Here is a 19816-nt window from a genome sequence, read left to right on the forward strand (position 1 = left end):
CTCGAACGCCGGACACCCTGATTAAAAGTCAGATGCTCTACCAACTGAGCTAATGGGTCAAATCTAGTCACTGTAATTATTCTAATTGATTTTAGTGATACTCTTTACTCTCCCGTACTAAGTGATTCACCCAAAATCAAAATACATGATTTTGGTTCTCTACTTATACCAACTGAGCTAATGCGTCGTGAATTAGTTACTGTGTTTATGAGTTTCCCATTTCCGAGAGAATGGGTCGTGGCTAACTCACTTTTACTATATTACAGCATTATTTTAAGCTTGTCAACAAAATTTCCTATTTTTTTTGTGATGTTTTTTATTGAATTTTTGTAATAAAATATCATGTCTATTGTTTTCAAAAAAAATCCATAGGCTAAGCCTATGGATTAAAATATATCTTTTCTCATTATCGTTTCATTTCTTTTAGGTCCTATAGATACTATGTCTACATTTACTCCTACTAATTCTTCTATTCTTTCAATATATTTTCTAGCATTCTTCGGTAATTGATCATAGTCTTCTATATCCTCAAAGCTACCCCATCCATCTATTTCTTCATATACAGGTTTACATCTTGAAAGGGTTTCTAGACTAGCTGGGAAATAGTCTATAATTTCTCCATCTAATTCATACCCAGTGCATATTTTTAATTTATCAAATCCACATAAAGTGTCTACTTTAGTAAGTGCTAGAGATGTTAACCCATTTATCCTTACAGAGTACTTCAACATAACTATATCTAGCCAGCCACATCTTCTTGGTCTACCAGTAGTTGTTCCAAACTCAAATCCTTTTTCTCTTATTTCATTTCCTGTTTTATCATGTAGTTCTGTTGGAAAAGGACCTTTTCCAACTCTTGTAGTATATGCTTTTACTATTCCTAAAGCCTTCTTTAATTCAAAAGGACTTACTCCAGCTCCTACTGCTACTCCACCAGAAGTAGGATGAGATGATGTAAGGTATGGATATGTACCATAATCAATGTCTAATAATGTCCCTTGAGCCCCTTCAAATAGTACTTTCTTTCCTTTTTTTATTTCTTTATCTAAAAGTACTGTTATATCAATTACATATTTTTTAATTTCCTCTATATATTCTAGATATTCTTTTACTATTTTATCTTCATTTAATGGCTCTGCATTATATATTTTTTCAATTATTTCATTTTTGTCTTTGATATTTTTTCTTAACTTTTCTTCAAAGCTATCTCTATAGAAAATATCACACATTCTTATGCCCACTCTATCAATCTTATCTCTATAACATGGTCCAATCCCTTTTACAGTAGTTCCTATCTTCTCTTTTCCTTTTCTAATTTCCTGTAATTCATCAATTTTTATATGATAAGGAAATATTATATGAGCTCTATCACTTATTCTTAAGTTTGAAGTACTAATCCCTTTATTATTTAAATACTCTATCTCTTTTAATAATGCTTTTGGATTTATAACAACCCCATTTCCTATTATAGATGATTTTTCATTATAAAAAATTCCAGAAGGTATTAAATGAAGTTTGTATTTATTATTTTCTATTTCTACCGTATGACCTGCATTATCCCCACCTTGGTATCTAACTACTAAATCTGCTTTCTTTGAGAGATAATCTGTTAGTTTACCTTTTCCTTCATCTCCCCATTGGGCTCCTAATATCACAAGAGTTGACATAAATAACATCTCCTTTTTTCATTAAAGTAAGACTGATTAAAATCTTTTTCTGACAGTTAATCATATTATTCTAAAACTATGCAATTCCTTTTTCCATTGCTTTAAGATGGAAAACTAGAATTATAAGTTATTGTACAAAGTACCATCTATATATTATCAGAGGTCTCTTTTTCAGTCAATAAAATTGACGAATATTTATTTTAAATCACTTTATAACATTCGTCAATTTTTCATGGCATGTCCCTAATAAAAGATATCCTATATGATTAATCATATAGGATATCTTTTATTATCATACTTTATTATGTGTTTTTTATATTATTATTATCAACATATTGTGTTTTTTTTCTAAAACTTTTCCACATATCCACAAAGTTATGCACATTTTTATAATTTTTATTTGTTCGTTTTGTATATTCATTAATAGGTAGCTCCATTTTGTAATAACCCATATGTATCCTATCCTTTTTTGTTTTAAAATTCTCATATATTTCTTCTCTAGATAGTTCATATTCTAAGTCTATATCTTGACTATCCATTAACTTATAGAATTCTTTAGTAATAGCGAATCCACACTTTTCATAGCAGGTTATAGCTCTTTTATTAAATTTAGCTACTTGTAATATCATTTTATTCATATTAAGAGTATAAAAAAAATGTTCTAAAAAATCCAATAGGGCTTCTGTTCCATAACCTTTATTCATATAATTAGGATCTAGTACCAACCCTAAGGTTGCTAATTTTCTAACCTTCTTTATCTCTCTTATAGTTAAATAACCAATTAATTTACCCTCTTCATTTCTTATACCATAGCATTTTTTATTTCTTGCTCTTGCTTTGTACTTATACCACTGTTGTATCTCTTTGTCCGTCATATTAGGAAAGTTATAATCTCTAAATAGCATACTCTCATGTCTACCCCAGTTACGCATTTCATAAACAGCTTCAAGTCTTAATTTATTTATTGAAACTCTTTTTTTGGTGTATACGCTCATAGACAGCCCTCCCCTAGACCTTCTTAAATTGATTATATAATATATTTTTCCCTTGGTCTAGAAAGTTATTAGAGAGACTTTATAATTATAATAAAATAGCTGGGAATATTATATACTCCCAGCCTAAAGATTTATTTTTTTTCTTTTTCAAGTAATTTGTCTCCGAAAGACTTTCCAAACTCAATAGCTTTTTTATAGGTTTCTTCATAAGGAACGAATGTTGTTTTAAGTCCCTCCATAGCTAATTTAAGCTTGTGGTTAGTAATATTGTCTTCTATTATCTTTATAGCTTCTCCGCCCCAGCCATAAGAACCAAATGTGGCTGCTAGCTTACCTCTATTAGTAATAGGGTTTAATACTGCAAATAATCTATATATAGGTAATAACGTGTTTTGGTTAATAGTAGGAGAACCTATTAGGATACCACTTGCTTTTTCTACTTTTTCTTCTAATTCGAATATATCAGTATGTTCTATATCTAATAAGTCCACTTCAATATCTCCAGAAGATTTAATACCTTCAGCTATTTTTTCTGCCATCTTTTTAGTATTTCCATAGGCTGATACATATGGTATAAATACTCTATGTTTGTCAGTTTCCATAGGTTGAGATAATTTCCTTGACCATTCAACATATTTTTTCCAATTACTTCTTAATATTGGTCCATGTCCTGGTGCAATAACATCTATGTCTAAACCTTCTATCTTATCTATTGCTTTTAACATAAAATTACTAAAAGGCTTCAAGATAACATCAAAATAGTATTTAAATGCATCATCAAAATTGCCAACTTCATCATCAAACATTTTTTCATCACAATAGTGACACCCAAAGGAATCACATGTGAAAAGTATCTTATCTTCTTCTAAATAGGTGTATATAGAATCAGGCCAATGTAAGAATGGTGCAGCTATAAATCTTAGGGTCTTATTTCCTAAATCTAATGTATCTCCATCTTTTACTATCATATAATCAAATTCAAAATCTATCATATGTTTTAGAAAATTAATTGCTGATTTAGATGCCACAACTGTAGCATTTGGTGCAATCTTTAAAAGGTGCTTAAGATTACTAGAATGATCTGGTTCTGTATGATCTAATATAATATATTCTATTTCTTCTGGATTAACTACTTTTTTAACTTTCTCAATATATTCTGATTTATAAGTTTCTTTAGATGTTTCTATTATAGCTTTTTTATCTGCATCTATAAAATAAGAGTTATATGTTGTACCATATTTTGTCTCCATTACTACATCAAAGGTTATAAGGGTAGGATCTAAAATCCCTATCCATTTAACGTCCTTTTTTATATCTAATACCTTTGTATTGTCCATTGATTAATTACCTCCATGATGAATATATTCATTGTTTTATATTTACCCAATGTATATACATCATAAACATGCATTTCTTTCCATAAAAGGTTTAAATATATACTTACTATTCTCTGAATTTTTCCATGTTTAAGAATTTAGTGAACTGTCCCATCCATACTAGCTCTACAGTCCCTGTAGGACCATTACGTTGCTTTGTTATTATTACTTCTCCTATGTTTTTCTTCTCTGTATCTGGATGGTAATACTCATCTCTATAAAGCATCATGACAACATCGGCATCCTGCTCTATTGCTCCAGACTCTCTTAAGTCTGACATTATAGGTCTATGATCAGATCTTAATTCTGGTGCACGGGATAACTGAGATAATGCAATAACAGATATATCTAATTCTCTAGCCATTTCTTTTAACCCTCTAGATATTTTAGATATTTCCTGTTGTCTATTTTCAGTTCTTCCATCTCCACTCATTAATTGAATATAATCTATCATAACTAAATCTAAACCTTGCTCTATTTTAAGTTTTCTACATTTAGCCTTCATTTCAGCTAAGGATATAGCGGGAGTATCATCAATGTATATTTTAGCTTGAGCCAAAGGTCCCATTGCTTTGCTTAGTCTAACCCATTCATCTTCAGTTAAATCCCCAGAAATGACCTTTTGAATTTCTATATGGGCCTCTGAACTTAACATACGTTGTACAAGCTGTCCTTTTGACATCTCAAGACTAAATATGGCTACAGTTGATTCGCCCTTCATAGCACTATTTTGAGCTACATTTACAGAAAATGCAGTTTTCCCCATAGATGGTCTTGCAGCTACCAATATAAGGTTTGCTTTCTGAAGTCCACCAGTTTTATTGTCTAAATCAATAAACCCTGTTGTTATTCCAGTAAGTCCTCCTCCACTCTTAGACATCTCCTCAATTTTTGAAAGGGTTTCCATAAGAGCTGTTTTCATAGGTGTAAATCCTTCATGGCTCTTTCTTTGGGTTATCTCAAATATTCTTTTCTCTGCTAAATCTATAATATTCTCTATTTCTTTATCATCTTTATATCCTTCACTTATTATCTCATTAGATGCTTTTATTAAACGTCTCAACAAAGATTTTTCTTCTACAATCTCACAATATGACTTAATATTTGCAGTGGTAGATACTCCATCAGATAGATCTGTTAAGTATCCTATTCCACCTACCGCCTCAAATGTGTCTCTTTTTCTAAGCTCCTCTGATAAGGTAATAAGGTCTACTGGTTCATTTCTATTATATATTTCTAATACAGATTCATATATTTCACCATTTGCCTCTTTATAGAAGTCTTCTGGTCTTAATATCTCTGTAGCACTTATTATAGCATCTTTATCTAAGATTATTGCTCCTAAGACTGATTGTTCAGCTTCTAGACTATGAGGAGGAATATTCCCTAGTTTTTGAATGTTTTCTTCCATATGATCACCTCTAATATATAGATATAGGTACAGAGCTTACTCTGTACCTATAATTCCTTATACTTCTACTACATGAACCTTAAGGTCTGCTGTAATATCTGGATATACTTTAACCTTTACAATTGTAGTTCCTAAGCTCTTAATATTATTATCTAATATCATTTTTCTTTTATCTATTTTAATTCCATGTTGCTTCTGAAGAGCTGTAGCTATTTCTTTTGTTGTTACTGAACCAAATAGCCTACCACCTTCTCCTGATTTGCTTTTAATTTTAACAGTGAGTTCAGCGATTTTTTCAGCTAATTTTTCTGCTTCTTTTCTTTCTTCATCTTTTTTTATTTTCTTAGCCTTTTTCTGTTCTTTAAGTTGCTTTACATTTCCCTCAGTAGCTTCCTTAGCTAATCCCTTTGGAAACAGAAAGTTTCTCACATATCCATCCTTAGCTTTTACTAAATCACCTTTTTTTCCTAATCCTTTTACATTATCTAATAAAATAACCTTCACTATTCATCACCTTCCTCTAAATATTCATCTATAGCTTTCTCAAGTTGTTCTGTTGCTTCATCAATATCAGCATTATCTAGTTGAGCTCCGGCCACTGTCAAGTGACCCCCTCCCCCTAGTTTTTCTAATATTAGCTGAACACTTATTTCTCCTAAAGATCTTCCACTTATATGTACTCTATCTCCAGAAAGTACTAATACAAAGGAAGCTGCTATTCCATTAATATTTAATAAATCATCAGCTGCTTGAGCAGCAATAAGGATTGAGTCTTTAGTCTGCCTCTCCATAGAAGATATGGCAATTTTGCCATCTCCTACAATTCTAGCCTTCTCTACTACTTCTGCTTTCATAATAAATGTTTCAAGGTCATCTTGGAATAACTGTCTTACAGAAGTGGTATCTGCTCCTGCTCTTCTTAAAAAAGAAGCTGCTTCAAATGTTCTAACTCCAGTTTTAAAGGTAAAACTCTTAGTATCTACAGTTATACCAGCTAATAAAGCTTCTGCTTCAAATTTCTCTATATCCATCTTCTCATTCATAAAATAATATAGTATTTCAGTAATTAATTCACATGTAGATGAAGCATAGGGCTCTAGGTACACTAATAATGGATCTTCTATGAATTCTGCACCTCTTCTATGATGATCTATTAAAACTATCTTATCCATAATTTCTAATAGTCTTGGGGCTTCAGTTGACTTAGGCCTGTGTATATCTACAACTACACATAGCGAATCTTTAGTAGCCATTTCTTCTGCATCCTCTGGAGATATTATATTATCTAGATACTCTGGATGTTCTTTCTTTATTTTTTCATATAAATTTTTGATTGAAGGGTTAGAATCTCCTAATACAATATATCCATCTTTATTTCTATATTTAACTGCACTTAGTACCCCAATGGAAGCTCCAAAGCTATCCATATCTCCCACTTGGTGTCCCATTATAAATACTTTATCGGATTGATCTATAAGTTGTCTTAAAGCATGAGATATAACTCTAGCTTTAACTTTAGTTCTTTTTTCAACAGCTTTGCTTTTTCCACCATAAAAGCTTAGTTTATCTATCTTCTTGACTACAGCCTGATCTCCACCTCTACCAAGAGCGATATCTATTGCACCTTTAGCAAATTCATAGATTTGTGCAGGAGTTTTACCATTGACTCCTACCCCTATACTTAATGTTACTGGAATTTTATTTCCTTCATTAATTTCTCTTATATCATCTAATATATCAAACTTCTTACTTTCTAAGTTATCAAGATATTTATTTTCAAATATAATAATATGTTTATCGCTTTCATATTTTCTTATGAAACCATTCATCCTGGAAGCAAATGTATTCAGTTTCTTGTCAATCTCTGCTAACACTATCGGTCTTTGTGTTTCATCTGTATCCTTCATTACTTCATCATAATTATCTACTTGTACAAGACAAATATTCATCTTTTCAGCATTATATTTTTCTTTTAGCATGGTGAAGTTTGTATTATCTAACCAATATAACATTACAAGATAATCTTTATTGGAAGTTTTTTTATTAACTTTTACAATATTATATAAAACCTTATAGTTTCTTTCTTTAAAAACTACTTCGATACTTTTGTCACTTTCTTCTTGAGTTATATCCTTCATATTAAATGTAGGAATAACATCCTGTATGTTTTTTTCTAATATATCTTTTTTTTCAATTATTTCACTAAATTTTGGATTGTACCAACTAATAGTTCCATCTACTTCTACCATCATAAATGGTATAGGTAGATTTAATATGGCATATTTGGTAGCTGAATCAAATTCCTCCATTAGTCCTTCTATATACCTTGTCCATTCTACTTTTCTAAGATGGACATTCTTCCAATGATAATATATTAAATATCCTAAAACTAATATCCCAATCCCCGCAATAATGGGTTCATAGAAAAATAGAATAAGTATAAGGATACCTATAATCCATAAATATATCTTATTATCAAAGTTCACAAACTTAAATATTTTTTGATTGGACATAATTATTCCTCCACTAATTAACCCCTTTTTTTCTTCTAAAATCAAATATTGTATCTACTAGCCCTATTAATGCAATTATTGGCATTAACCCACCAGATAATACTAAAATACCTATAATAAATCCTTTTAATATACTACGAATTTTTGTTTTATTCAGTAGATACATTATAACAGCTAGACCTTGTAAAAAGAATATAAACATTGCTAACACATAAATATTTAGAGTTATTGTATCATAATAAAACAATTTATAATAGTTTATTATAGACGCTCCAATACCAATAACTGCTATACCAAGGATAATATTACTAGGCAACCTAAAATTTGAAAAAATAGGAACTTTAATATCTTTATACTTTAATCTTTTTAATACTGCTGCTGATATCCAATAGTTTATATAAGTATTGAATAATGAAAATAATATTAATACAGTTGGAAATATTAATAATGTATAATCAAATCCTTGTGAGAATATATCTATCATTTCCTCTACTTGATAAGAAGATAAATCCATTTCATTTAATAAGTTTTTTTGAGTATTTAATATGGAATCAAAATTCAACTTAAGCATATCATAGAATTTAACTCCTACCACATATCCAGACACTATCAAGGTTGTTGCTATTGATAAAAAAGATCCTAATGTTCCAACAACAATAATATTGTATGAACTGTATTCTCTATTTATCATAAATGGTAGTATTATTGCTAATAATCCTAACATTACAGTTACAAATACCGATGTAAGTGGATCAATTAATATGGCTACTAATATAAATGATGCCAACATTGTTACCATGCTAGATTTAACATTATGACGTACCCCTAATATTACAAAAGGAATAGGATAAAGAAATAGTATTATTGGCATTAAATACAACCCTAAAAAAACAAAGATTGTCATTAATGTTACTATAACTGCGGATTCTGTTATCATAGTAGTTTTGTCATTTAAATTCAAAAAAACTCACCTCTATTTTCTAGTTCTTTTAAAATACTCTAAGAGTCTATTTAAATCTCCATACCACTTTTCTATTTTGTGGTCTTCTGCAATTCCTAGTTTCACTTTACTCTGTACCTTTGTATCAATCTCATCAAATGATAATCCTAATCTCTTTCCCAATAAATAAGTGACTAAAATTATATTAGCTAAAACCTCTAAAATAGCCTCTTGTCCTTCTTTAGCTCCTTTATAAAGCAAAGTAAACAAAGAAGATACTGTAGTTAAAAGTTCACTTTTTAACCATTCTATCACTCTGATATTCTTAGTTATGTCTATGTTATCCCTATTATTAAAACCCATTTATCTCACCCCATAACTATATTATAAAATATCTACCTAACATCCCTAGTGCTAATCCTATGTAAGTATTTTATTTTACATTTATTACCCTGTACTTTATATTATATTATATTTTTCATTGTATTTAAAACTTTTCAGGTATAAATTTATAAAAATGAGAGTTAATTATTAGATCTTATTAATTTATTATGATAAAAAAAAGAGGGATTTCTCCCTCTTTAGATATCTTATTCTGCTGTATAAGGTAGTAAAGCTACTGTTCTAGCTCTTTTTATAGCTCTTGTTACTTGTCTTTGGTGTGCTGCACAAGTTCCAGTAATTCTTCTAGGAAGAATTTTACCTCTTTCTGTAACATATTTCTTTAATTTTGTTAAGTCTTTATAATCTATATGCTCTACATTATCTACACAGAAGTTACATACTTTTCTTCTTCTATTAAAATTTCTTCTTGCCATCGTGTATCCCTCCTTTAGAATGGAATATCGTCATCATCCACAGGTTGGAATCCTTCAGCTGCTGAGAAGTCCATAGAGTCATTGCTTCCCTTATTGTTTTCTCTTTTGTTTCCTGCGCTATTATTATCTCCCCATTCAAGGAATTCAACTGAATTAGCTAATACTTCAGTAATATATACTCTTTGACCTTGGGCGTTCTCATAGCTTCTTGTTTGCAATCTTCCATCAACCGCTACAAGTCTTCCCTTTGCAAGATAATTTGCACAGTTTTCTGCTGATCTTCCAAAAACAACTATTCTTATAAAGTCTGCTGTAGGTTTCCCCTGTTGTTCGAATTCCTGTTTTTTATCTCTAGATAGATCCTTATCCACTGCTAAACTAAAGTTTGAAACAGCTCTACCATTTCCGGGTAAGAATCTTAATTCTGGGTCTGCAGTTAATCTTCCAATTAATATTACTTTGTTCATAAAGTTCGACCCCCTTTATATTACTGTTCGTCTCTAATAGTCATAAGTCTCATAACGCCTTCTGTTATCTTAGCAATTCTGTCCATCTCTTTAACAACATCAGCTTCAGCTTCAAAGTTTACAACGATGTAGTATCCTTCTGTTAAATCATTAATTTCATAAGCAAGTTTTCTAACTCCCCACTCATCAATGTTTGATATAGAACCATTTTCCTCTATGATTCCTTTAAATCTGTCAAAGATATTATTTCTAGATTCTTCTTCTACTCTAGTTTCAAATATAAATACTGATTCATATTTTCTCATTTACTTCACCTCCTTGTGGTCTTGTGGCCCTAAAAAGGGCAAGGAATGTTTCCATCAACACATTATAACACTTTACTCTATTATTTGCAACTTTCTCTAGATTTATAATCTCCTATTTTATCATAAGAAAACCTTGGTCAAATAAATTTGACCAAGGTTTTAAATTATATCATTTCTTTTATTGATTCTGCTAATCTTGTAACTCCTATAACTATTCTCTCTTCATCCATATTAGAATAATTTAATCTAAAGGTATTCTCATTACCACCATTAGGGAAGAAAGATCCTCCAGGTACAAAAGCAACCTTCTTTTCAATAGCTTTAGTAGCTAAGTCTCTAGCATTTATATGCTCTGGTAAAGTAACCCATGTAAATAATCCGCCTTCAGGTCTTGTAAAGCTAACTTCTTTTGGAAATTCTTCTTCCATAGTTTTAAGCATAAGATCTCTTCTTTTCACATATACAGCTTTAATCTTTTCAATATGCTCATCTAAATCATATTTAGTTAGGAATCTATCTAATATCATTTGAGATAATGTACTAGCTTGTAAATCTGCTCCCTGCTTAATCAGTATATATTTGTTTAATACTTCATACTCAGCACATGTCCATCCTAGTCTAAACCCTGGACAGAAAGTTTTGGAGAAAGTTCCTAAGAATATTACTCTACCTTCTGTATCAAAAGATTTAATTGAAGGAGGCATTTCACCTTCAAATCTTAATTCCCCATAAGGATTATCCTCTACTATAGGTAGATTATGTTTATTAGCTAATTCTATAATTCTTTTTCTTCTTTCTACTGACCATGTTCTTCCTGATGGATTTTGGAAATCTGGAATAACATAAATCACTTTAATATTATCAGTACTTTCTAAAATCTTTTCTAATTCATCCATATTCATACCATCATTATCAGTTGGTACTTCAATAAACTTAGGTTGATATGCTTTAAATGCATTTAGCGCTCCTAAGTAACTAGGACTCTCACATAATACTACGTCATCTTTATCTAAGAATATCTTGCCAGTAAAATCAAGTCCTTGCTGGGATCCACTAGTAATTAGTATATTTTTTGCTTCTGTATCCACACCAAACTTTTTCATTCTTTTAGCGATTTTCTCTCTTAATGGATCAAATCCTTCTGTAGGTCCATATTGAAGAGCCTGAGTCCCCATTTCATCTAAAACCTCTGCAGACATTTCCTTAACTATTTCAACAGGAAATAGTTCTGGAGCAGGTAATCCTCCTGCAAATGATATTATTTCAGGTTTTTGAGTTAATTTAAGTAGTTCTCTAATTTCTGATGCTTTAATACTACCCATTCTTTCTGAATAATCTAAAGTCATTATCGCACCCCCATTTATTTTTGAAATCAAACGTTTTCCTCATTATATAGTTTACTATTTATAAAATTATTTGTCCAATTACATTTTGTTTAAGAATTAATCTTCCTTTTTTTCAACTATAGATTTTATTCTTTTATCTAATTTTCTTCTTGGGACCCAAACAATCCTCTCACAACCTAAGCACTTTAACTTAAAATCAACCCCTGGTCGTAATACTTCCCATTTATCTTCTCCACAGGGATGAATCTTTTTTAATTTTATTATATCTCCTGATTTAATTCCTATAGTATTCATAGATTTCCTCCTAAAATAATTTCTTAAACACCATAAAGACAGAGTTAATATTAACCCTGTCTTTATTATATACAAAAAATCATTTTTTTTAAATTATTCATCTCTTTTATTATATATAACTCTTTTTTGATAAGGTATTTCGATTTTTTCTTTATCAAAAGTATTTTTAATTCTCTTTCTAAGTTCCCTTTCTACGGACCATTGAGCCATTGGCTTTGTCTTAGCAATAACAGATATAACAACATCAGAACTACCTAGGTTAGAAACTCCTAATACAGTAGGTCCTTCCACTATATCTTGATTTTCTTTACCGTATTCTTCAGCCACCTTAGTAACAACCTCTATTGCCTTATCTATATCTTCTTCATATGCTATTCCTACATCAACCCAGGCTCTCATATTTCCTCTTACTTTATTTGTAACAATTTCTATTTGTCTATTAGGAATTATGTTTAAAGATCCATCAAATCCTCTTACTTTAGTTATTCTTAACCCAAGCTCTTCTACAATACCATCTATCCCTTGTACAGCTATATAATCTCCTACTGAAAATTGATCTTCAAATAAAATAAAAAAACCAGTTATAATATCTTCTACTAAGTTTTGAGCGGCAAAACCTATAGCTATTGCACCTATCCCAGCAGCAGCTATTATACCTTTGGTGTCTACACCGAAGACTTCTAATATTGAAACTCCCGCAATAAAGTAGATAACATACTTAGCTACACTCTTTGCTGTAGATGATAAAGTATCAGCTTTTGCCTGATTCATTTTAAACTTAGAACTTTTTCTAGTTTCAAAAAACTTTGTGATCAACTTATTTATTACTGCTACAATTACTCCAGTAATAAATAATATTAATACTACTTGTAATCCACTAGATAGTATTTTAAATATTAAATCTGTATCTAAAGTGAATTCTTTTAAATTTAAATCCATCCCAACACCTCTTTAATTTAATTTTTCTGCAACCTTTCCATTTTCTTTTTTTATAATTTTATATATACCACTAATAGAAAGATTGTTAACTTGTATTATACTTTTTATCCTATTTAAATCAATATAATCAAATTTAAGAGATAATCCACAACTCACAGATACCTCCCTAGGAGTAGGTATGGTTTTAATATTAATATCTTCTTTTTTTATCTCTTTTTCTGCTTTTATTGCATGATGAGTTGAGTCGAAAGTTATTACATATATTTCCCTGTCTAACACTACATTCACTCCTTAATTCTTATCTTTAGTTCTATATAGTTATAGTATTTGTGGCATTCTTCATTTTCTCTACTATTGTATACATATTTGTAACTTCACCAACTTTTAATTTATCAGCTATTTCATAATAATTTAGACAAGTACCACAGGATAATATCTCTACTCCTTGTTCTTGAAGGATTTCAAAATCATCTATAGACTCAGATCCTTCTACTGTTAATTTAACACCATCATTAAATAATAAAATTGTAGCAGGGTAAGGTAAAGATTCAGTCAGTGTGTATATGAATCCTTTCATTAAAATTTTACCCAATTCTTCTGATCCTTCTCCCATCTTATCAGAACCTATAACAATAGTGGTATCTTTAAATATATTAGGTTCACAAACATTTGAATTTACTTCTTCTTTTAATTTTACTTCTTCACCTTTAATAATATTTATTATAAAATGATCCTCTTTAGTTTTCTCTACATCATATTTAAAATTCATGCTATTTGCTAATTTCGAAATATTTTCTTTAGCTACTTCATTATCTACAATTGTAGATACAGTGCCCTCTTCTATTTCTTCTAATGCTTTTTTAGTCATTATCACGGGTTTAGGACAAGGTTCTCCTTTGGCATCTATTTCTCTTATCATTTTCAAACCTCCTAATAATTTATACTATATTAATTATATCACTTTATATAAATAAGTAACTTATTATAGATATTATCTATTATAAGTTACTATATTATAGATAAATCAAATACTTAATTATTTTAATTATAATATTAATTATTTTAATATTACTATTGACATATTTAATTATAAATAATATTATGTAGTTAAAGATAAGGAATTTTTAGATAATTCTAAAAATGCTTTAAATTATTTAATATGCTTATAAAAATATTTAATAAGGAGGAATTTTATGAAAAAAGAAGCTCTAGGAAAATGTCCAGTATGTAATGATAACTTAAATATAACTCGATTACAATGTAATAGTTGTGGAACTGCTATCGAAGGAAATTTTACTCAATGCAAATTTTGTAAGCTAGATGATAATCAAAAAGATTTTGTGGAAGTATTTATTAAGAACAGAGGTAATATAAAAGAAATAGAGAAAGAAATGGGTATCTCTTATCCTACAGTAAGAAATAAATTAGAAAATGTAATTGAATCATTAGGATATAGTCCTAAATCAGCCCCTAAAATGAATAAAAAAGAAATATTATCTAAATTATCTAATGGTGAGATTACAGCAGATGAAGCTGTAAAATTGCTTAGTGAGTAAATATATATTATAGGAGGGAAATATATGAGTGATGAAAAAATTATGATTTTAAAAATGCTTAAAGAAGGTAAGATATCAGAAGAAGAAGCAGCTAAACTCTTAGATGCTCTAGAGTACAAAAATATATCAAAGGATTTTAAAGAAGAAAAAACTAATCCCCAAGATAATCATGAGTGGGAAGAAAATTTTGAAGCTAAAATGGATAAACTAGGTAAAAAATTAGAGAATAAATTTGATAAATTTGGAGAAAATTTTGGTGAGAAAATGGGCAAAATGGGAGAAGATCTCTCCGATGGAGCTGGTTCATTAACTGATAAAATCATGGATGTAGTGGATTCATTCATGGACAAAGGTGGTTTCACAAATATCCTTGGAAATTATGAAACAAAAAACGAATCCTTAGAAATAGACGTTAATGATATAAAAAATCCTGTTTTAGATATTAAAAGTATAAACGGAAATATAAATCTTAATCCTTGGAGTAAAGATTATATCTATGTAGAAGCTATTTGTTATTTAAAAAAGAATAAAATTTCTCCTGATCAAAAAATTATGGAATTAAGAAAAGAAGATAATAAAATAATATTAGAGCCTTTATTTGATTCTAATATAGGAGTAAAATTAGATATTTCTGTACCAGTCAAAATTTATAATGAAATTAAAGTTATAACTACTAATGGAAAGATAAATATATATGATTTAAAGGCTGAAAATATATCCTCTAATACTACAAATGGTTCTATAAACTTAAATGACTTAACTGCTACATATACCATTGATTCAGTTACTAAAAACGGTAGAATAATATTAAAGGATACTAAATGTAATAAAATAAATGCTATTACTAAAAATGCATCAATACAGGTTGAAGATACAGTATCAGATGAGGGTATTCTTGTTTCAAAGAATGGTAAGATTATATTAAAAAATAATAATCTATCTAAAGTTGATATTAGTACTTCTAATTCTCCTATAAAAATAGAATCTTCTAATATATCTTACTTATTTGCTCAAACATCTAATGGTAAATTAGATGTAAATGATTTAGGTGTAGACTTATTAAAGGAAATTAAACTTAGTACATCTAACTCTGGTATATATATTAATTTAAGTAACTTTAATAAAGCTTACAAAATTGAAGCTACTACCACTAACTCTAGTATAGACTTAAATTTACCCCAATTAGTATATGATTATAATGATAAAAATAAAAATATAAAAGCTCATAAAGAAGGAGATTATGTTGATCCTATAGTATTCAATTTAAATACAACAAATGGTAGTATAAAAGTAGGTTAAAAAAGGATTAGAGCTTACCTCTAATCCTTTTTTTTTTCTTTATAATTATTATATAAGATTTTTACCCCTATTAATATTAATAACACTGGCCAGAGATATGCAATCATTTTCCATATTTTTATATCTAACCTATAGTCTGTATTAATATATGATATACCTGATATAACTAATAATATCGTAGCAACATTAAATGTCCATTTTATTTGATATCTTTTTTTCTGAATGAAATATATTATATAAAGAGCTATAGATAAAATTAGTAAAAATAACCATTCCTTATCTCCTAAAACATTTGATTCTAAGAAATCATGTATACCCATAGCTGGAATGATAATACCTGGATATATTGCCCACCCTTTATTATTTCTAAAATAAACTATCAAAAATATAGCTCCAATTACCGTATTAAAAATTAATGATGATATTTCATAATCCGTATACAAGTCAATGATATCCTTTAAACCTATGGCTATAAGTATTACTCCAATTATTAATGTTAATGAAGACTTTCTCTTATAATATACTCCTAGTAGTATAATTCCTAATAGAACCATTATTATATCATTAGGTATAAAACTGATATTCGTTATTAATAAGATAATTCCCAATAACACTAACCCTATTCCAAAGATATAATTATTTTTATTCATGATACTCCCCCCTAATAATTCCATCCTTTAGCTTCTAAATACCCTATTATTATATTATTATTATAAAAATAATTTCCTAATACTGAATTAGTTGTTTGTGTGGAAATTAAACCATCGGGATTTAAGGATATTATAGGTGTCAATATAGCATAGATAATAAATATCATTAATACCCCTTTTATTAATCCAAATAATAAACCACTTAATTTATTAAAAGAGTTTAGTAAAGGTAGTTTAAAGAATATATTTACAATCGTAACTATCAGTGAAAGTAATATATTAGCAATAATAAATATTACTATTATACCTATAATGTTTATTATTAAGATAGTAATAATATCTGATAGAATTTGAGCTGAACTATAATCTATACCCTGCATATCATTGTTTATAAGTATTTCAGGTATTTTAATAATCTTAAGTAAAGTATCTAGAGTAAGAGATCCTTCTCCCTCTACAATACTACTTATCTTAGGAAATACCCTTTTATAAAGCCATATATATATATTTGTATTGTTAATTAAAAAACTTGATATCAAATGGTAATATTGCTTAGCTATTAATAAAGCTATTATAGTGCCTAAAAGGCTAAAGGCTGATAATATAAAACCCTTATTAAACCCTTCTAAGCCTGTTAATACTATGATTATGATTATAATTATGTCTACTATGGTCAAATTAATCCTCCTTTAATGTAATAATATGATCATCAATAACAACATACATCTGATTATTATGAGATATTATTTTATTTATTTCTTTTCCGATGTCTATATACTTATCTTCATCTAATTTTTTATTTATTACTTGTATATCACTTTCAGAATAAATAGCTATATTTGTATCTTTTATAATAATACTACTATAGTTATCATCAACTTTTTTTTGTAGTATTTCTCCTGTATCTAACTCTAATTTTACAACTGCTCTATCTTTACCTTTAGTAACTAAATATAGGGCGTTTTCTTCAATGTCTATATCATAATCAACTATTTTTCCACTAAGTTCTTTGCTAAATTCAATCTTATCATCTTTTATAATTAAAATTCTACTATCTCCTATTAAAATATTCTTGTCTTTTCTGACATATATCTCATGTACTATTATATCATTTAATACTAGATCTAACAGCTTGTCCCCATAAATACTATGATATACCAATTTACTATTTAATCCTTTCTCATCAGCATTTAGTGTGTTTAGTATTATCCTCTTATGTCTATCAATATCTACAGAGATTAATTCTCCACTAATTTTTTTCACTTCTGATTTAGACCTTCCTAGCTCATCAAATATTTCTAATGTTCTTTTTTCAGCATCTTTTTTTAATATAGTAATATATTGTCCTGAAAAATACATATCATTAAAAGCTTCTTTATGCCTCCATACAGTTTCTCCTTTATTTCCAACTTTTATTATATTATCCTTTTTATTTGTTATAAACATAGAATTATTACCATAGACTACTTTTTGATTTTCTTCTATATCCCTAGACCATAGCTCTTCTCCATCAAGATTATAACTATATAATTGATTATCAGTGTTTATATACAACCTTTCATCAATAATATCTGCATTAATAATTTTATTATCTAATTTAATCTTATTATGAAAATCTACATTTTCTGTAGATTTGATTGTTGGAATATTTATCTTACTTTTATTCATTAGCAATACTACTCCTAAAATTATTACTGAAAATATTAACATTACTTTCTTCATTAGTACAGTTTCATTATTACTCATTATTTATCCCCCTGAAATAATACATTTAATATCCATAATAATAATTTTCTATGTTAATTATTTTATTCCTTTATTTAAATTCCATATTTAATATATAATTTTATTAAAAAATATTAGAAAACAAGAAATATTAATAAAAATAATATAAGTGTACACTATTTTAAAAATAATCTAATCGGCAATATTCTCAATAAACCTTCTATAAATATAACTAATATTATAAATAGACCAAGATATCCAAACAAGGGATATAATGTAGTTACTAATTTAGAAAATCCTAGATTTGAGACAGGTAATGTAGCCATTGGAAGGACGATAGCTATTATATTTTTATTTAATGATAAAGTTTTTGAAAGTCTTATTATTAAACTAAAACCACTGGCAATTGCAGTAGTAAACATTGCCGATATAAGTATAAAGGTATAAGGATTAATGTATTTTTTACTTATACTGGAAGCAATTGCAAGCATAGGAACTTCAAATCCAAATACATCACTATATTTAATCAGAATAGGTAGCAATATAAATAAAGCCATAATACCTAGTATCCCTCCACTAAATATACCTGTCATTAATATTTCTTTTTTATTTCTTAATATATTACTTATAGTAGTAAGTATTACTATTGAAGATAAACTGTTATAGCTAAAATATAATAGTGATGAAGTCAACCAATTACCATTATTAGTGATAGTAGCTCCTTTATAATTACTTAGTTCTAGTCCATTAATACAGATTGTATTTAACCCTATATATATAATACCTATGACAAGAATAGGTATTAATATTAGATTGGCATAGGAGAGTCCCTTTACACTAAAAATAAATACTATTAGAGTAATAATTGCCATTATAAGCATTCCATAATTATAATTTAGATTTAATTTTTCTCTAAATATAGCTCCTCCACCAGCTAACATTATAGAATAGCTAATAAATAGAAATAGTGTTAATACACCTTCTACAAACCTCCCCATTTTATTCCCCAGTATTTTAATCATAAACTCATCATATCCCTTTATATTATCCTTCTTTATTCTTAATAAAATAACTATTGGTAAAGTTGCAAATAATAAAGTAGATAAGAGTATACCATAGATTCCTTTTGTTCCATATACTCCAAAGAAATGTATTATTTCCTTTCCAGAAGCAAAACCAGCTCCAATAATAGTTCCTATATATATAAAAGAAGCTTTAATCCATCCTGTATTTTTCATATATTACCTCCTTCAAATATTTATTATTATGCTTACTTCAGAGGCAATATTCTAATATGTTTATATACTTGATGCACATTATGTCTATATATGACATTTTCCCGGGAAATATAAAAATGGGGAAGAAGAAGCCCAAGGGACCATAGGTCCCTTGGGACAGAGCATAAAGAGTGGAATTACATAAAAAACCATTAGACTATATAAAAAAGTCCAATGGTTTAAAATAAACATAAAAAAACCAGCAACGTCCTACTCTCCCAGGCAGTCTCCCACCAAG

22 protein-coding genes are annotated in these 19816 nt (G+C 28.5%); 2 read left to right on the forward strand and 20 right to left on the reverse strand.

The window, feature by feature from the left end; all coding sequences use genetic code 11:
* Window positions 1-386: 386 nt before the first annotated feature.
* The 16 genes from GOQ27_RS00740 to yedF form a co-directional block, all read right to left on the reverse strand.
* Window positions 387-1667: an adenylosuccinate synthase gene (locus tag GOQ27_RS00740; protein ID WP_203364897.1), complete on the reverse strand. Its 1281-nt coding sequence runs from the start codon at window positions 1665-1667 to the stop codon at window positions 387-389.
* Between the two features lie 302 nt (window positions 1668-1969).
* The gene (locus tag GOQ27_RS00745; RefSeq protein WP_203364898.1) at window positions 1970-2662 is read right to left on the reverse strand and encodes a GNAT family N-acetyltransferase; all 693 of its coding nucleotides are present in this window, start codon (window positions 2660-2662) and stop codon (window positions 1970-1972) included.
* A 131-nt stretch (window positions 2663-2793) separates the two neighbouring features.
* Window positions 2794-3999, reverse strand: a complete 1206-nt coding sequence (locus GOQ27_RS00750) for an FprA family A-type flavoprotein (protein WP_203364899.1) — start codon at window positions 3997-3999, stop codon at window positions 2794-2796.
* A 106-nt stretch (window positions 4000-4105) separates the two neighbouring features.
* Entirely contained in the window at window positions 4106-5449 is a 1344-nt protein-coding gene (dnaB, locus tag GOQ27_RS00755; RefSeq protein ID WP_203364900.1) for a replicative DNA helicase, read from the reverse strand.
* 57 nt (window positions 5450-5506) lie between these two features.
* Entirely contained in the window at window positions 5507-5953 is a 447-nt protein-coding gene (rplI, locus tag GOQ27_RS00760) for a 50S ribosomal protein L9 (RefSeq protein WP_203364901.1), read from the reverse strand.
* On the reverse strand, window positions 5953-7962 hold the full coding sequence (locus GOQ27_RS00765; RefSeq protein WP_203364902.1) for a DHH family phosphoesterase: 2010 nt from the start codon (window positions 7960-7962) through the stop codon (window positions 5953-5955). The genes rplI and GOQ27_RS00765 overlap by 1 nt, the downstream gene beginning before the upstream one ends.
* A gap of 13 nt (window positions 7963-7975) precedes the next feature.
* Window positions 7976-8923, reverse strand: a complete 948-nt coding sequence (locus GOQ27_RS00770) for a YybS family protein (RefSeq protein WP_203364903.1) — start codon at window positions 8921-8923, stop codon at window positions 7976-7978.
* A 12-nt stretch (window positions 8924-8935) separates the two neighbouring features.
* Window positions 8936-9265, reverse strand: a complete 330-nt coding sequence (locus GOQ27_RS00775; RefSeq protein WP_203364904.1) for a MazG-like family protein — start codon at window positions 9263-9265, stop codon at window positions 8936-8938.
* Between the two features lie 227 nt (window positions 9266-9492).
* Entirely contained in the window at window positions 9493-9720 is a 228-nt protein-coding gene (gene rpsR, locus GOQ27_RS00780) for a 30S ribosomal protein S18 (RefSeq protein ID WP_203364905.1), read from the reverse strand.
* A gap of 14 nt (window positions 9721-9734) precedes the next feature.
* Window positions 9735-10187 carry a single-stranded DNA-binding protein gene (locus GOQ27_RS00785; RefSeq protein ID WP_203364906.1) on the reverse strand — a complete coding sequence of 151 codons (453 nt, stop codon included), beginning with the start codon at window positions 10185-10187 and terminating at the stop codon, window positions 9735-9737.
* 20 nt (window positions 10188-10207) lie between these two features.
* The gene (gene rpsF, locus GOQ27_RS00790) at window positions 10208-10492 is read right to left on the reverse strand and encodes a 30S ribosomal protein S6 (RefSeq protein ID WP_203364907.1); all 285 of its coding nucleotides are present in this window, start codon (window positions 10490-10492) and stop codon (window positions 10208-10210) included.
* 164 nt (window positions 10493-10656) lie between these two features.
* Window positions 10657-11838: an aminotransferase-like domain-containing protein gene (locus GOQ27_RS00795; RefSeq protein WP_203364908.1), complete on the reverse strand. Its 1182-nt coding sequence runs from the start codon at window positions 11836-11838 to the stop codon at window positions 10657-10659.
* A gap of 96 nt (window positions 11839-11934) precedes the next feature.
* Entirely contained in the window at window positions 11935-12132 is a 198-nt protein-coding gene (locus tag GOQ27_RS00800) for a DUF951 domain-containing protein (protein WP_203364909.1), read from the reverse strand.
* 93 nt (window positions 12133-12225) lie between these two features.
* Window positions 12226-13071, reverse strand: a complete 846-nt coding sequence (locus tag GOQ27_RS00805; RefSeq protein WP_203364910.1) for a mechanosensitive ion channel family protein — start codon at window positions 13069-13071, stop codon at window positions 12226-12228.
* 12 nt (window positions 13072-13083) lie between these two features.
* Window positions 13084-13350: a putative Se/S carrier protein gene (locus GOQ27_RS00810; protein WP_203364911.1), complete on the reverse strand. Its 267-nt coding sequence runs from the start codon at window positions 13348-13350 to the stop codon at window positions 13084-13086.
* 31 nt (window positions 13351-13381) lie between these two features.
* Window positions 13382-13990 (reverse strand): sulfurtransferase-like selenium metabolism protein YedF, encoded by a 609-nt coding sequence (gene yedF / locus GOQ27_RS00815; RefSeq protein WP_203364912.1) that lies wholly within the window; start codon window positions 13988-13990, stop codon window positions 13382-13384.
* Between the two features lie 274 nt (window positions 13991-14264).
* Between yedF and GOQ27_RS00820 the strand changes: the two genes are divergently transcribed.
* Together GOQ27_RS00820 and GOQ27_RS00825 are read left to right on the forward strand one after the other, a co-directional pair.
* The gene (locus GOQ27_RS00820; RefSeq protein ID WP_203364913.1) at window positions 14265-14627 is read left to right on the forward strand and encodes a DUF2089 domain-containing protein; all 363 of its coding nucleotides are present in this window, start codon (window positions 14265-14267) and stop codon (window positions 14625-14627) included.
* Window positions 14628-14651: 24 nt separating this feature from the next.
* Complete coding sequence (locus GOQ27_RS00825) at window positions 14652-15926, forward strand: SHOCT-like domain-containing protein (protein ID WP_203364914.1); 1275 nt, start codon at window positions 14652-14654, stop codon at window positions 15924-15926.
* Window positions 15927-15946: 20 nt separating this feature from the next.
* Here the strand turns inward: GOQ27_RS00825 and GOQ27_RS00830 are convergent, their stop codons facing one another.
* The 4 genes from GOQ27_RS00830 to GOQ27_RS00845 form a co-directional block, all read right to left on the reverse strand.
* Complete coding sequence (locus tag GOQ27_RS00830) at window positions 15947-16576, reverse strand: hypothetical protein (protein WP_203364915.1); 630 nt, start codon at window positions 16574-16576, stop codon at window positions 15947-15949.
* 11 nt (window positions 16577-16587) lie between these two features.
* Complete coding sequence (locus GOQ27_RS00835; RefSeq protein ID WP_203364916.1) at window positions 16588-17253, reverse strand: CvpA family protein; 666 nt, start codon at window positions 17251-17253, stop codon at window positions 16588-16590.
* Between the two features lies 1 nt (window position 17254).
* Window positions 17255-18322 carry a DUF5711 family protein gene (locus tag GOQ27_RS00840; protein ID WP_203364917.1) on the reverse strand — a complete coding sequence of 356 codons (1068 nt, stop codon included), beginning with the start codon at window positions 18320-18322 and terminating at the stop codon, window positions 17255-17257.
* A gap of 155 nt (window positions 18323-18477) precedes the next feature.
* The gene (locus GOQ27_RS00845) at window positions 18478-19539 is read right to left on the reverse strand and encodes a YkvI family membrane protein (RefSeq protein WP_203364918.1); all 1062 of its coding nucleotides are present in this window, start codon (window positions 19537-19539) and stop codon (window positions 18478-18480) included.
* Between the last annotated feature and the right edge of the window lie 277 nt (window positions 19540-19816).

Origin of the sequence: Anaeromonas frigoriresistens, from assembly GCF_016820655.1 — a bacterium.
Lineage (GTDB): Bacteria > Bacillota > Clostridia > Tissierellales > SIT17 > Anaeromonas > Anaeromonas frigoriresistens.

Bases quoted from the DNA above. Each gene is read 5' to 3' on its own strand.
- GOQ27_RS00840 (WP_203364917.1), bottom strand. From the start codon at position 18,322: ATGAGTAATAATGAAACTGTACTAATGAAGAAAGTAATGTTAATATTT.
- dnaB (WP_203364900.1), bottom strand. From the start codon at position 5,449: ATGGAAGAAAACATTCAAAAACTAGGGAATATTCCTCCTCATAGTCTA.
- GOQ27_RS00795 (WP_203364908.1), bottom strand. From the start codon at position 11,838: ATGACTTTAGATTATTCAGAAAGAATGGGTAGTATTAAAGCATCAGAA.
- GOQ27_RS00820 (WP_203364913.1), top strand. From the start codon at position 14,265: ATGAAAAAAGAAGCTCTAGGAAAATGTCCAGTATGTAATGATAACTTA.
- rpsR (WP_203364905.1), bottom strand. From the start codon at position 9,720: ATGGCAAGAAGAAATTTTAATAGAAGAAGAAAAGTATGTAACTTCTGT.
- GOQ27_RS00750 (WP_203364899.1), bottom strand. From the start codon at position 3,999: ATGGACAATACAAAGGTATTAGATATAAAAAAGGACGTTAAATGGATA.
- GOQ27_RS00775 (WP_203364904.1), bottom strand. From the start codon at position 9,265: ATGGGTTTTAATAATAGGGATAACATAGACATAACTAAGAATATCAGA.
- rpsF (WP_203364907.1), bottom strand. From the start codon at position 10,492: ATGAGAAAATATGAATCAGTATTTATATTTGAAACTAGAGTAGAAGAA.
- GOQ27_RS00825 (WP_203364914.1), top strand. From the start codon at position 14,652: ATGAGTGATGAAAAAATTATGATTTTAAAAATGCTTAAAGAAGGTAAG.
- GOQ27_RS00845 (WP_203364918.1), bottom strand. From the start codon at position 19,539: ATGAAAAATACAGGATGGATTAAAGCTTCTTTTATATATATAGGAACT.
- GOQ27_RS00800 (WP_203364909.1), bottom strand. From the start codon at position 12,132: ATGAATACTATAGGAATTAAATCAGGAGATATAATAAAATTAAAAAAG.
- GOQ27_RS00830 (WP_203364915.1), bottom strand. From the start codon at position 16,576: ATGAATAAAAATAATTATATCTTTGGAATAGGGTTAGTGTTATTGGGA.
- GOQ27_RS00740 (WP_203364897.1), bottom strand. From the start codon at position 1,667: ATGTCAACTCTTGTGATATTAGGAGCCCAATGGGGAGATGAAGGAAAA.
- GOQ27_RS00745 (WP_203364898.1), bottom strand. From the start codon at position 2,662: ATGAGCGTATACACCAAAAAAAGAGTTTCAATAAATAAATTAAGACTT.
- GOQ27_RS00765 (WP_203364902.1), bottom strand. From the start codon at position 7,962: ATGTCCAATCAAAAAATATTTAAGTTTGTGAACTTTGATAATAAGATA.
- GOQ27_RS00805 (WP_203364910.1), bottom strand. From the start codon at position 13,071: ATGGATTTAAATTTAAAAGAATTCACTTTAGATACAGATTTAATATTT.
- GOQ27_RS00785 (WP_203364906.1), bottom strand. From the start codon at position 10,187: ATGAACAAAGTAATATTAATTGGAAGATTAACTGCAGACCCAGAATTA.
- yedF (WP_203364912.1), bottom strand. From the start codon at position 13,990: ATGATAAGAGAAATAGATGCCAAAGGAGAACCTTGTCCTAAACCCGTG.